This window comes from Zooshikella harenae, from assembly GCF_018837975.1.
Classification (GTDB): domain Bacteria; phylum Pseudomonadota; class Gammaproteobacteria; order Pseudomonadales; family Zooshikellaceae; genus Zooshikella; species Zooshikella harenae.
In genome coordinates, this window is record NZ_JAGSOY010000002.1 from 134,873 (window position 1) to 148,916 (window position 14,044).

Annotated in this window: 12 protein-coding genes; 6 read left to right on the forward strand and 6 right to left on the reverse strand. The window is 42.8% G+C overall.

The window, feature by feature from the left end; genetic code table 11:
* Positions 1-2 precede the first annotated feature (2 nt).
* The 5 genes from rsxD to metG form a co-directional block, all read right to left on the reverse strand.
* Positions 3-1,061, reverse strand: coding sequence for an electron transport complex subunit RsxD (gene rsxD / locus KCG35_RS01515; RefSeq protein ID WP_215817897.1), 1,059 nt, complete (start codon positions 1,059-1,061; stop codon positions 3-5).
* A 12-nt stretch (positions 1,062-1,073) separates the two neighbouring features.
* The gene (rsxC, locus tag KCG35_RS01520; RefSeq protein ID WP_215817898.1) at positions 1,074-3,329 is read right to left on the reverse strand and encodes an electron transport complex subunit RsxC; all 2,256 of its coding nucleotides are present in this window, start codon (positions 3,327-3,329) and stop codon (positions 1,074-1,076) included.
* Positions 3,326-3,910: an electron transport complex subunit RsxB gene (gene rsxB, locus KCG35_RS01525; RefSeq protein ID WP_215817899.1), complete on the reverse strand. Its 585-nt coding sequence runs from the start codon at positions 3,908-3,910 to the stop codon at positions 3,326-3,328. The genes rsxC and rsxB overlap by 4 nt, the downstream gene beginning before the upstream one ends.
* 27 nt (positions 3,911-3,937) lie before the next feature.
* Entirely contained in the window at positions 3,938-4,534 is a 597-nt protein-coding gene (gene rsxA, locus KCG35_RS01530; RefSeq protein ID WP_215817958.1) for an electron transport complex subunit RsxA, read from the reverse strand.
* A gap of 265 nt (positions 4,535-4,799) precedes the next feature.
* Complete coding sequence (gene metG, locus KCG35_RS01535) at positions 4,800-6,836, reverse strand: methionine--tRNA ligase (RefSeq protein WP_215817900.1); 2,037 nt, start codon at positions 6,834-6,836, stop codon at positions 4,800-4,802.
* Between the two features lie 980 nt (positions 6,837-7,816).
* Between metG and KCG35_RS01540 the strand changes: the two genes are divergently transcribed.
* From KCG35_RS01540 to KCG35_RS01565, 6 genes are all read left to right on the forward strand, one after another.
* Entirely contained in the window at positions 7,817-8,290 is a 474-nt protein-coding gene (locus KCG35_RS01540) for a DnaT-like ssDNA-binding domain-containing protein (RefSeq protein ID WP_215817901.1), read from the forward strand.
* A complete protein-coding gene (locus KCG35_RS01545; protein WP_215817902.1) occupies positions 8,187-8,915 on the forward strand; it encodes a replication protein P in 729 nt (242 codons plus the stop codon). Before KCG35_RS01540 ends, KCG35_RS01545 begins: the two co-directional genes overlap by 104 nt.
* A 32-nt stretch (positions 8,916-8,947) precedes the next feature.
* A complete protein-coding gene (gene apbC / locus KCG35_RS01550) occupies positions 8,948-10,042 on the forward strand; it encodes an iron-sulfur cluster carrier protein ApbC (protein ID WP_215817903.1) in 1,095 nt (364 codons plus the stop codon).
* Between the two features lie 82 nt (positions 10,043-10,124).
* Positions 10,125-10,709 carry a dCTP deaminase gene (dcd, locus tag KCG35_RS01555; RefSeq protein WP_215817904.1) on the forward strand — a complete coding sequence of 195 codons (585 nt, stop codon included), beginning with the start codon at positions 10,125-10,127 and terminating at the stop codon, positions 10,707-10,709.
* A gap of 150 nt (positions 10,710-10,859) precedes the next feature.
* A complete protein-coding gene (locus KCG35_RS01560; RefSeq protein ID WP_215817905.1) occupies positions 10,860-11,732 on the forward strand; it encodes a substrate-binding periplasmic protein in 873 nt (290 codons plus the stop codon).
* A 154-nt stretch (positions 11,733-11,886) separates the two neighbouring features.
* Positions 11,887-12,402: a CBS domain-containing protein gene (locus KCG35_RS01565; protein WP_215817906.1), complete on the forward strand. Its 516-nt coding sequence runs from the start codon at positions 11,887-11,889 to the stop codon at positions 12,400-12,402.
* A gap of 313 nt (positions 12,403-12,715) precedes the next feature.
* Here KCG35_RS01565 and KCG35_RS01570 read toward each other — a convergent pair whose 3' ends face one another.
* Complete coding sequence (locus KCG35_RS01570) at positions 12,716-13,933, reverse strand: protease inhibitor BamI-like protein (protein ID WP_215817907.1); 1,218 nt, start codon at positions 13,931-13,933, stop codon at positions 12,716-12,718.
* Positions 13,934-14,044 lie beyond the last annotated feature (111 nt).

The following is a 14,044-nucleotide window of genomic DNA, read 5'->3' on the forward strand; positions in this document are numbered from 1 at the left end:
AGTTAATCCAGTTTTGCTAAGCCTCGATTAGGCTTTTTGTGGCCATAGGTTCTAGGTTGGGTGTAGTAGTCAATGGTGGGGGCTGCCATATTCATCAGTAATACTGCAAAGGCTACACCATCAGGGTAACCTCCCCAGGTGCGAATGATATACGTCAGTATCCCAATGCCTGTTCCAAAAATGAAGCGTCCTTTATTACTGGCTGCCGAGGTTACTGGGTCTGTAATAATGAAGAATGCACCTAACATGGTGGCGCCACTTAGCCAGTGAAAAAGAGGGGAGCCATGCCCGTTGGAGCCTTCACCGCCATAAAACAAGGTAGCCATTATAGCCATTGTTAGCAGCATGCCAGCAGGTGCATGCCAGGTAAAAACACGTTTATAGAGAAGCCAGCTTCCACCCAACAAATAAGCTAAATTGACCCACTGCCAACCCTTGCCGGCCCAGCTAGAAAAAACCGGGTTGCTTGCCCATAGCTCCTCAAGAGTCAGGCTGTTATTTTCCCGTAGGATATCCAAGGGGGTTGCCATGGTCATTGCATCGAGTGTGTTGACAGGCACACTACCTGCGAAGAGTTGAATTGAGGTCATGAAGTCCAGGACCCCTTGACCTTCACGAACCCCTAATGCAGGTAGCCAGGCACTCATTTCTAATGGAAATGAAATGAGTAATAACACATAGCCAAGCATGGCGGGATTAAAGATGTTTTGTCCCATTCCACCATAAAGATGTTTGCCAATAATTATGGCAAAGCTTGTGCCGATGAGTGTTAGCCACCAGGGAGCTGAAGGGGGAATTGCTAGGGCAAGAAGTACAGCCGTTACCACGGCAGTATAGTCTTGTAGAAAAAAGCGAATAGGCCGCTTGCGTAGTTTAATCACCAAAGCTTCACAGCTTACTGCAACAATTGAAGCCCATACCAAGTTGATTAAGACTCCCCAGCCAAAAAAGTAAACACTAACTAACAGTCCGGGAATCAAGGCCATTAAAACATTAAGCATGATGGCTTGAGTTGAGCTGGCCTTAAGCGTATGTGGAGAGGTTTGTCGAATGAGTGTCATAGCATAACCTCTTTAGACGTCAGCCAGTGAAGATGATGTTTGTTGCTGGTGTTCAGCAAGTGCTGTCTCTGCTTCAGAAAAAGCCTTTTCTGCTGCCTCTACCTCTTCTTTTGAAGGAGCTGTATCGGCATGTTCAGCTAGTTTATTAAGCTTACGGAGCTGTGCTTTTGCCATAGCCACTTGGATTTTAAGGGTCTTGGTTTTTTCATCTAAGGGCGGTTTTTTAGGCTTCTTACTTGTAGCTTCTTTTGAGTGTGAGGGTTGTTCCGCCACAGAAGGCTTTGCTTTGGCAAGTGCTTGCTCTGCTTCAGTGAGTGCAGCTTGTTTATTGGTAATATCTGCTTTGAGCGCATCTTGATCTGCTGCATTTTTTTCGGCTGCTGAAGCATAAGCACGCTCTGCTTTTTTGAGAGCAGCTTTCGCTTGCGCCAGTTTAATTTGCAGTACTTTCAGGTCTTGACCCGTGTTAGCTCCTTCAGAGGAACTGCTAGAGCCAGAGCTTTCAGAAGAAGAGCTTGCCTGATCTGTTTCATTAGATGTAGCTTCTGCCAGCGCTTTTTCGAGAGACTGCTGTTGCTGTTGTAGTCGGTCTAAATCTTTTTGCTGCTTGGCATCAGGTGTTGATTCACTTTGCTCCATGCTCCTCTGTAGCTTTTTAAGCTGAGCACTAACCATCGCAAGCTGAATTTTTAACTCTTTCTGTTCCGCAGAAAGTTGTGGTCGGGATTTGCTTGGTGTTTTTTTGGCCTTAGCTCTTTCCAGCGCCGCTTGTATTTCTTGTTTTGGCTGTTCGTTACTTGAAGCTTTTTCTGCAGCTGCGGCTTTGAGTCGTGCCGCTTTTTCTGCATTTGCTTTTCGTTTTGCTTCTTTGGCAGCCGCTTCTTTGGCCAGTCGCTCCTGTCTGGCTTCGAAGCGTTGCTTAGATTGCGCAGCTTTTTGTTGCATCAACTCCTGCTGGCGAATGATACCTTTTGCGCCTCGATAGTATTGCACCAAAGGAATATGGCTTGGGCAAACATAGGCACAAGCACCACACTCGATACAATCAAACAAATTATGGTGCTGCAGCTGAGCGTATTCTTTGCCTTGAGCAAACCAAAACAGCTGCTGTGGAAGTAATGAAACAGGACATGCTTCAGCACAGTGACCACAGCGAATACAAGATTGAGCAGGAGGCACTGGAGGCAGTTCGGTCTGAGTACCTGCAATTAAGCAGTTAGTGGTTTTAATAACAGGTACTGTTAGGGACTGCAGGGTAAAGCCCATCATTGGGCCTCCCATCACTAAGCGTGCTAGCTGCTCTGAGTGTAAGCTTGCTTGCTCTAATAGAAAGTCAACAGGCGTCCCTAGTCTGACTTCAAAGTTACCTGGTTGTTGCAGTGCTTCTCCTGTGATGGTGGTTATTCTGGAAATTAATGGTTTACCAAGAATAACCGCATCGTGAATAGCGGCTGCAGTACCCACATTTTGGCAAAGGATGCCAATATCAGCAGGTAAACTACCACTGGGCACTTCTTTACCTGTAAGGATTTGGATAAGCTGTTTTTCCCCACCTGAAGGATACTTGGTTGGAAATACCACGATTTCTATAGCCGTATTCTCTGCTGCTTTTTTTAAGGCGGCTATGGCTTCTGGTTTGTTGTCTTCTACTCCAAGTAAGCATTCCGTAGGTTTGACTAAATCGTGGAGGATTTGTATACCACTAATAATCTGGTCTGCTCGCTCTCTCATCAACATATCATCAGCAGTTATGTAAGGCTCACATTCAGTACCATTGATGATGAGGGTTTTAATGGCAGACTCGGCTCGAGCCGCTAGCTTTACTGCAGTAGGAAAACCTGCACCACCCAAACCTGTAATGCCTGCTTGTTGGATAATTTCAAGAAGTTTTTCTGCAGAAAGTGAGGGGTAGTTTTCATTAGTCTTTAATGAAGTCCACTGGTCTAGCCCATCACTTTGGATTTCTATGCAAGGTTCAGACATGCCCGATGCATGAGGTATAGGCATTGGGCCTATTGCTGTAACAGTGCCTGAGACTGAAGCATGAACGGGTGCGCTGACAAAACCATTCGCTCTAGCAATACATTGCCCTGTTAGCACATGGTCACCAACAGCAACGATAGGCTCGGCGGGTGCACCTATGTGCTGGCTTAAAGGTAATATGACTTTATCAGGTAGTGCAGCAATTTTGATAGGTTGCTGCGTTGACTGATGCTTGTTTTCGGGAGGATGAATACCACCAGTTAAAGGCCATGTTTTACGTGTCATGCAGCATGCCCCCGTCCAGCATCAGTGGCTATTAAGTTTACGGGGGCGGGTGGCAACTCCCATGACCAGGTTTTTGTTGTTACTTCAATGGGTCTCATTTCAATACAATCAACAGGGCAGGGTTCAACACACAGGTCGCAGCCAGTGCATTCATTAGCAATCACAGTGTGCATTTGTTTGGCAGCACCAAGAATGGCATCAACAGGGCAGGCTTGGATGCATTTGGTACAGCCAATGCACTCGTCTTCCCTTATATATGCCACTGTGCGGGGTTTTTCCTCGCCATGAGCTTCATCAAGTGGCATAGGCTCGACATCAAGCAAGTCAGCAAGTGAGGCAATGGTGCTTTCGCCACCGGGAGGACATTTATTAATGACATCACCATCTGCAATAGCCTCAGCATAAGGTCGGCATCCAGGATAGCCACACTGACCACATTGGGTTTGTGGCAACAGCGCATTGATTTGATCAACGAGTGGATCGCCTTCTACTTTGAACCGCACTGAAGCAAAGCCAAGTATGGCACCAAAAATTAATGCCAATGTCAGCAGAGCGAGTATGGCGTAGACAATAATCTCCATGAGTGACTGCCTGTGATTAACTACAAATTAAAGCTTGATAAGTCCAGTAAAGCCCATAAAGGCCAGTGACATTAAACCTGCGGTGATCATACCTATGGCTGCACCACGAAATGGCTGGGGTACATCAGCTAAGGCCAGTCGTTCACGCATTGCAGAAAACATGACTAAAACTAGCGAAAAGCCAACGGCAGCTCCAAAACCATAAGCAGCAGAGTCCAGTAGTGAGCTGTGCAGCCGGTTACTGTTAAGTAGGGCAACACCAAGAACTGCACAGTTCGAAGTAATCAGTGGTAGAAACACACCCAGAACACGATAAAGCAGGGGGCTTGCTTTGCGAACAACCATCTCGGTAAATTGCACAACAACGGCTATGACCAGAATAAAGGCAATGGTTTTTAAAAAGGTTAAGTCCAGAGGCTTTAAAATGTACTCATAAGTGATATAGCTGGTAATTGAAGCCAGGGTTAGTACAAACGTGGTTGCCAGTGACATACCCATGGCTGTTTCCAGTTTATTGGAAACCCCCATAAATGGGCAGAGTCCGAGGAACTGCACAAGTACAAAGTTATTCACCAAAATTGCACTGGTTAAAATAAGCGCAATTTCACTGGCTGAATCAAGCATGCTTAAAATACCATCTACTGGAAAAAGTGCGATAAAACGCAGTGATTTAACGGGAGTTGTCACTAAATGGCTGAGTGACTATTATCAGCCAGCTTTTTATGCCATACAAGATGATATAGCATATGTTTTAAGTCAAATATGTTATAAGCTTAATTAGCATTGCTATAGCTAACAGTACCTTCCATTACAAAAGCTCATGATATGGACACACTAGTGGGTTAAGGTTAGCTTGCTGCCCATATCATTACTGTTAAACATTGAGTAACTAGAGTACTCGCATACCTGGTTTAGCACCGCTGTCTGGATGAATTAGCCATAGATCTTTGCCGCCAGGACCCGCACAAAGCACCATGCCTTCCGATAAACCAAAGCGCATTTTTCTTGGCTTAAGGTTAGCGACAACAACGGTGTGTTTGCCAACCAGTTGTTCCGGGCTATAAGCACTCTTTATTCCAGAAAAAACTGTACGACTTTGTCCACCTAAATCCAATGTCAGCTTTAACAGCTTTTCTGCCCCCTCAACATGCTCTGCGTTGGCAATCAGGGCTACGCGCAAGTCAACTTTGGCAAAATCCTCGAAGTTGATTTCGTCCAGAATCGGTTCTTTATTAAGTGGACTATCTGCAGGTATGGTTTGTTGCTTAGGCGCTAGGCTTTCTTTAGATGCATCAACCATCGCACTGACTTTTTTAGGGTCAACACGAGTCAACATAGCACTAAATGGTTGAATAGAATGATTGAGTAAAACGCTATTAACATCTTGCCACTGGAGTGGCTCAATATTAAGGAATGCTTCTGTTTCTTTAGCCAAAACAGGAATGATAGGCTTCAAATACAGCATAATTAGTCGAAACAGATTAATGCCTACAGTACAAACATTCAGGACCTGTTGTTCCTGTCCAGGTTGCTTAGCCAAGACCCAAGGAGCTTGATCATTGATGTAGGTATTGGCTTTATCCGCCAATGCCATGATCTCACGAACAGCTTTGGCAAACTCACGTTGCTCATATAACGATGCAATAGTAGAAGCTTGCTCTGCAAACTCTGCAATTAATGTAGGTTCACTGTTTTCACTGGAAAGTACACTACCTTGTTTCTTAATGAAGTTGGCACAGCGGCTAGCAATGTTAACAACCTTGCCTACTAGGTCAGCATTAACACGTTGACAAAAATCTTCTAGATTAAGGTCAATATCATCAATACGACTGTTGAGCTTCGCAGCATAATAGTAACGAAGATAAGATGGGTTTAAGTGATCCAGATAGGTCCGAGCTGTGATGAATGTGCCTCTGGATTTAGACATTTTTTCATTGTTGACTGTGAGATAGCCATGCACACAAACTTGAGTGGGGGTGCGATAGCCTGCACCAGATAACATTGCGGGCCAGAATAGGCAGTGGAAGTTGACAATGTCTTTACCTATGAAATGGTAAACCTCAGCCTGACTTTCAGGACCCCAGAAAGCATCAAAATTGAGGTCATCACGCTTGTCACAGAGGTTTTTAAAGCTTGCCATATAGCCTATAGGGGCATCCAGCCAAACATAAAAGTATTTACCCGGTGCCTCAGGTATCTCAAAACCAAAGTAGGGGGAATCACGGGAGATATCCCAGTCTTGTAAGCCACTATCCAGCCACTCTGCAAGCTTATTGGCGATTTCAGGTTGGACTCGACCACTTGTTGTCCATTGTTGTAAAAAGTCAGTGAACTCACTGAGCTTGAAAAAATAGTGCTCAGACTGTTTCGTTACGGGTTTTGCACCAGACAACGTAGATACTGCGTTTTTAAGTTCTGCTGGTGAATACGTGGCACTACAGACTTCACAGTTATCACCATATTGGTCTGCTGCGCCACACCGAGGACACTCACCTTTAATATAGCGATCAGCTAAAAACATATGCTTTTCAGGGTCATAGGCTTGGCTGATGGTCTTTTTGGAAATATGTCCAGCTGAGCGTAATGCTAAGTAAATCGTTTCAGAAAGCTCGCGATTTTCATCAGAATGTGTGGAGTAGTAATTATCGAATTCAATAGCAAACTCACCAAAGTCTTTGATGCGTTCAACATTGATGTTTTTAACTAGCTCGTCGGGTGTGATACCCAATTTTTCTGCATGAAGGCTGATAGCCGTACCATGGGCATCATCAGCGCATACGTAAATACACTGATGGCCACGCATTTTTTGAAAACGGACCCAAATATCAGTTTGAATGTATTCCACTAAATGTCCCATATGCAAAGGACCATTTGCATAAGGTAGGGCGCTTGTTACCAGAATGTTTCGTTTAGCTTCTTGGGTCATGGTCAGCCAGTATCTCAATTCTAAAGTTCAATAAGGGAACCGATTATAATGCCAAAGATGCTGGGTTTCACCCAGCAATAGTTCAGGTTTTTGCCAGCTTTTAATGTTAGCGAACACTTAGGGTGTAACGCCAAGCATATCTTCAACTAACAAATGTTGACAGAAAAAGGTTGGCATCAATCAAGGTACCTCTTTTACAATTAAAGGTACAAACATTGATACACTACGTTTGAGGCATTGATTTGTGTGTGAAGTTGCCTGGTTTGCATCTTAGGAGGCAACAGGCAGAGCAGGATGAGAGTATACCATTTGGTTGGATAAGAAGAGTGGCTTTTTATCTCATAGTAAAGGGGCCATATCCTGTGGTATAGGCTGTAATGGTGAGCTGCTCATGTGGGGCAACAATTAGGTAATGCTATTTACATAGAAGTGTTAGGTAAATAGCAATATTGAAGCAATATACTGCCGTGCCAAGTGTTAAGCTAATGGAAGTCATACTGCACATGTTTTCTGTTTCTTCGTACCCTAGGTGTCGTCTAAGAAAGTGGTGTCGTTTAAGAAAACAGCTTTGTCTTATGTATGATAGAATGCCTTACATCGATTGAACTCAACTGAGGTATGTTGAGATAAAATGCGCCTATCACTTGTGAAGAGTGGTTAGATTGCGAAAAACGAGAAACGTACTGATTCTTCTTGCTCGATATTCAGATATGTCTATAATCGTCGCCCCTTTCTCTTCATCAGTTGAAGGAAGGAAATGTAAAGTTAGCCCGTTAAGGCTGAACTTTGGGCGAAAGGAATTCTCCCATTGCTCTGTAAAGTAAGCCATGCTGGTCTGAATTGACTGGTGTGCTTTCTAGTAGGAGGTCGTGCTAAGTAAAGACCTTAGTCACAAGACACGCACAAGATGTAAAGTACGTTGAAATAGCTGGAGCGGCCTTTGCTTTGGTAACAGCGGGTAGATAGCAAGCAGGTATGTTATGAGCAATGATCGAAAACGATACAATCGTTTACTCAATCAAGGAGTTCCTCCTTGGGAAATCGTTACAGCAGAAACTGCCCCAGATGCACCTCAGCACCCGGTTTTTGGTCGTGGTCGAGAGGTTGATCAACAGAGATCAGAAAGCCAGGACGCTACGTCTGGAGCGAGAGTGCAACCATTGCCTGAGGACTTTGAGCCTGATCCTCGTTATGTTGAGTGGCTTGCCATTCACTATGGAATTCCGGCAGAATTTATTTGGAAACAATTACCTGATTTCAAGTTATACTGGCTGGAAACAGGTGAAGCACGTAAAGCTTGGCAAAATCGATTTAAAAACCATGTGATCTATCAGTGGAAGCGCCAGCAAAGTGAAAGACGGCAAAACACTCATCAATCAACAGCTGAAGAACTTACAGACTACAGCTGGGCCAACAAATTCCGCTTCGAAAGCGGCGTCGAGCGATCTGACTAAGTATTACCAGGCCATCAATGCTGTCTTTCGTAAACTAAGAGCGGCATCGCCTATTAAATTCAGGTCTGCTTTTCCAACACAAGATGATATTGAAGTGGCGAAGTCGCTATGGCTTGACATGCTTAAAGAATATACACCTGAGCGAATCGTCAATGCGGCAGACCTTGCTATTCGTCATACTGAATTCTTTCCTGATCTTAAAGAGATTCTTCATTACTGCAGGCTGCGCTATGACGAGCTTGGCCTAAAGCAGCCCCTAGCAGCTTATTATGAAGCCTGTAATGTTACGGAGTTTTCACCAGACTACTGCTGGTCTCATCCTGCTGTTTATTTAGCTGCTAAAGCGACGGGTTGGATGGTACTTCGTACTGAAGAACAGCGAATAGCTTACCCCCTATTCAAGCGCAACTATGAGCAGTTATGTCAACGGCTGTTGGATGGTGAGTCACTTGATGCACCTATTGCTCTGGCCTTAGAGCATAAAAGGTCCTCAATCCAAGAGGTTGTTGAAAAACAGTCAAATAAGCAGCTTCAAGCGGCAATGCAGGCTCAAGGTATTAACCCTAAAGGGGGAAGAGCCACTTTTCTTGCGCTGCGATCCAAACTTAAAAAATCTTCAGATTAATCTTTTCAGCGTCCTTTTTGGTGGGAGTAAGTATGACCCAGCGCAGACACCAACATGTTGAATCGTTGGTAGAGCAATCATTACAGTCACACCTGGATATTCCTCTAAAAGCCCATGAAGTTATCAGACACATTAATATCAATGGTAGCCATGTCGATATTACGATCGACTTAAACTTTCCTGCAAATGATATTAAAAAGGTACTAGAAGCATCGCTCCAGCAAGCTCTTCTCGCGCTTCCAGATGTATCAACTGTGAGTGCAGAGGTTAATTGGACGGTACCTAATTTTCCTCGTTTAACGCAGATACCTGCTTTGCAGCAGGTCAAAAATATTATTGCTGTTGCATCAGGTAAAGGTGGTGTAGGTAAATCAACTACAGCTGCAAACCTAGCGCTGGCACTTGCACAAGAAGGTGCTCAAGTGGGGGTGCTTGATGCGGACATCTATGGACCCAGTCAAGGGATGATGCTTGGGGTTGCTGAAGATGCTCGCCCTGAAACCGCTGAAGATAAATACTTCAAGCCGTTGATTGCCCATGACATTCAAGTGATGTCGATGGCATTTTTGGTCACGGATAAAACGCCCATGGTTTGGCGTGGGCCAATGGTTAGTGGTGCATTACAACAGCTGTTACAGCAAACACTGTGGCATTCGTTGGATTACCTTATTATTGATATGCCACCTGGTACTGGCGATATTCAACTGACGTTGGCTCAGAAAGTACCCGTGACGGCTGCGGTTATGGTCACTACACCACAGGATATTGCTTTGCTTGATGTTTGCAAAGGGATTGAGATGTTCCATAAAGTGAAAATCCCTGTAGCCGGTATTGTAGAAAATATGGCCATGCACGTGTGTAGTCAATGTGGTCATATAGAGCCAATATTTGGTGAAGGTGGTGGGGTCCAGTTAGCGGATGAATATCATGTTCCGTTACTAGGTTCTTTGCCGCTTGATTTAAAAATTCGCCAGCAAACCGATAGTGGTACACCAACAGTGCTTGCTGAGCCAGAAAGTCAGATTGCTGAACGCTATCGAGTTATGGCAAGAAATATGGCGGTACAGCTTGGTAAAATCACAGAGTCAATGTCATCTGGACCTACGATCTCTATTGCTGATGATTAATCATAAACGTGGTGTTATGAGTTTTAGCTAGGTGCCCTTAATATGTTATTGATGATTTACGATTTTTTCTGGAGTAGACAACATGAGACTGTGTGATCGTGATATTGAAGCATTGATGGAACAAGGGGCTATTGTTATCGATCCTCAGCCACCATTGACTCGCATAAATGGTGTAAGTGTTGATTTAACGCTAGGTAATAGCTTTCGGGTATTTAATGACCATGCGGCACCTTATATTGATCTAAGTGGTCCCAGAGAAGACATGGATCGAGTATTAGATTCAATCATGAGTAAGGAAATTATTCTGGATGATGACGATTCCTTTTTCTTACACCCAGGTGAGTTAGCGCTTGCAGTTACTAAAGAGTCAGTGACTTTACCTGATAACATCGTTGGTTGGCTTGACGGTCGTTCATCTCTTGCCCGCTTAGGTCTGATGGTGCATGTTACTGCACATCGAATTGACCCAGGTTGGAGTGGTCAGATTGTTCTGGAGTTTTTTAATGGTGGGAAGTTACCACTGGGTTTAAAGCCCAATATGACAATTGGAGCTATTAATTTCGAAACGATGACGGGTTCAGCACTACGTCCCTACAATAAGAGACAAGATGCTAAATACCGCAATCAGTCAAGCGCAATAGCCAGTCGAATTAGTCGTGACAGTTAAATAAACTTGCTGAATGCCGAATTTAGTTTGACATATTATACTTTTCATCATGATGGATTAATGAACGGCATTTTTCAGCAGGGTGGGGAATTTGTGCTTTAGTTATAGTATAGAATTTTAGTTTTTACTATAAAGGCTGGAGTTTTACCCTTGAGTCTTCAAAGCACTAAAGCATTTTGTGGGTTATTTATCGCCTTTCGCTGTACACTGACGTTGCTGCTTGGTCGTAAACACCGCTTATTTTCTGGCTTTTTTTATGGAGTCCTTATTTTAATTGTAGGGCTTTTTTCTTTATTGCTTTCCCCTCTAAGTGTGGCGGCAGAAAAAAAAGAAATGCCCCGAGTACTTTATGTCAGTGATCCCTGGCCACCTTATATTCTTGGTGATATTGGGCGTCCAGCCACTGGCGGTGTCGCGGTGAATTTTGCAAGAGAGTTGCTGAAACGTCTTGGCTTTCAAATGGATACAATGCTTTATCCTTGGGAAGAGTGTTTAAGGATGATCCATGAGCATACAGCTGACATTGTTTTTCCTCTCATTCAGACCCCTGAGCGATCTGGATATATGACATTTAGCCAGACGGTTTTTATATCTCATGATCGAGTGTGGTATTTGAGGCAACGTGGTGAACCTGTTCAATGGCAATTAATGAGTGATTTGTATCCATATCGACTGGCAACGATACGTGGTTATAGCCATGGGGTGGATATGGATAAAGCCATAGAAGAAAATAAGTTTAAAGAAGTTTTTTATGGTGCAGATCACTTGGAAAATATTGCTAAACTTATGAATAATGAAGTTGATCTAATGATTTCTGATGAACAGGTAATGCAGGATATTATTCGTCGACATCCTAAGTGGCGAGACAAATTTAGTTTTGCAAGAAAAGCGATTAGTAAAAGTCAATATAAAATAGCCTTTTCCAAGGGATCAAAATTAAGTTCGCGTATAGATGACATTAACTTAGAAATAAAGCGTATGCGTTCAGATGGTAGTTTGCGAAAAATATTTTCAAATTATTAAGTTCTGATGATCGCAATCAATATCATAGTATGTTTGCTTGGTCATACTTATTTGTAAAGATAAATTAAAGGACATAGATAAGTCTGAGCGAGTATAGTCTCGAAAGCTAGGTTATACATTTAAAAGAAATAGCCATCAGGAATAGGGCATTGTCATGTTGGAATCGTCAATTATTGAAAATAATACGCGAGATGTATTTCAGGGACAAAAAGCATCTGACTTAATGACAACGCAGATTTTGACTGCACATTATGATTGGTCTGTGAATCAGCTGGCTGATTTTTTAGTGGATCATCAAATCTCTGGAGCTCCAGTCATTGATGAATCTGGCAAGCTATTAGGTGTTGTAACGCTAACGGATTTAGTTCGTAATGCCAGCTTGCAGTCTGATGAGTCTCCCATCCGAGATTCAAGTTTCTATCAGGCACTAGATAATTATAGGCTGTCCAGTGAAGAGCGTAATGCATTTCGCGTGACGGCCGATGACTCAACACTTGTCGCAGATATTATGACACCGTTGGTATATGAAGTTGAGCCTAATACACCCCTTGTGCAAGTTGCTGACGCAATGGTTCGAGGACAGATCCATCGTGTTTTGGTGACAAATAATAAGGAAGTTGTAGGAATTATTTCTGTCTTGGATTTGTTAAAAGCCGCTATTTTATTATAGTATTTTAATGATACGGCAATATTATACATCTTATTGTTGTGGTTGTTATTGCTAAACATGCAGTAACTGTTTAGCCCTCATGTATTCCTTATACACTGCGGTCCTCCGTGCAGTGCTTCCTTGCTCTTACAAAAAACCACTATTTTTAGAGATACCCTTATATACAGAAACAAATTGTCATAGTTTTTTATTTAATGAATTTTCTTTGCTGGGTTATTTTAAGTATTATGCTGTTTATTTGCAAAATAACTAAAGCTTATTGGTCTATAAGATAGCACGCTAACATAGCGTGCATCTTTATGAGTGGGCCTTTTTAGTATGTTCCATAATAAGTGCTAAAAAAGTCGGTAAGATAACCCTGGCCTGACATCATATTAATTTGTGCCCGGTACTGTAAGCCTCTCTTGAGGCTAATAAAGACACGAGCATCTTGTTGACTAACTTTGATTATTAAATAGCCATTTCGGGTGTTATCGATAGCTGCCCTAAACAGCTTAAGGTAACGATTAGGCTGATTGAATGAGTCAACAGATGCGGTGAGTGTTTGCTGTAACTGTGGTATATAGATAGAAATATGTTGTCCTACCATTAGCTGTTGAAGTGCACTGGTATTAACATTGAGGTAGGCAACAGGATTATTTTGAGTATAACTAAATAGATCTGCTTGCCACACGGAAATTACAGGTTGAGTTGGTTGGGTAGGACTATCGTCGTTGACTAAGCTAATTACCCCTTGTTTGGTAACATGGCTTAGTCTGGCTTCGAAAGTACCCTCACTACATTTTATTGTAACGTAAGTTTCAATCTCATTAGTGACTATTGTAATAAATTCTTCATCATTCGCTTCAGAAAACTTGCCTTGCCAAATCGTCAAATTACCTGGCTGTAGCTCACGATGAGTTAATGTGGCCAGCAGTGTTTTATTTGTGTTAGGGAGTGTAATCTGTAGACGCCAGCCAAGTTGTAGTCTATTAAACACACTGGTATCTGCATTAACTGAGTAATCACCCTTTGCATTTGGTTCTGAACTCACTTGCCAAATTTTAAGGGTAGGGTGTTCGGACTCTTGAGTGTTTTGAATTAAATCATCTTCGCTAATGATTAGCCCTTTTCCTGTTGAGTTATTTATTTGTATCTCGTAGCTGCCTTCATGAGTAAATAAGTTAATACGTGTACTTTTTGATGTGGTTATTAGGCTGGCTGTACCACTGTGTGTTTGGTCAATGATATTAGCTTGCCAGGTTGTGATACTCCCACCGCTTTGCTCATATTCTGTGAGTTGTAAAGTAAGTTGCTTATTTGGGAATGGTAATTTAAGTTGTGTACCTACTACTAGCTGCTTAAGCACATCAATATAAGCTGTGATAAAAATAGCTGGGGATCCATTAGGGGCTGTTCCATAGGTGGAATCTTGCCTTAACTGCCATAAATTTATAGCATTTTCATTGGCACTAACGGTTGATATATTGAGGGAAATAAGTAAGCTGATAAAGAATGCAGTGAATGCTGAAGTAAATGCAGGTGTTTTCACCTGAAGCTCCCTAAAGAATAAACAGTCGAAACAAGAGAGCAGTTTTGCTGATGGAATTCTTCTGATCACTTTCCTGAATATTAAATGTCATGCATTTAATGCCAGGCTAAT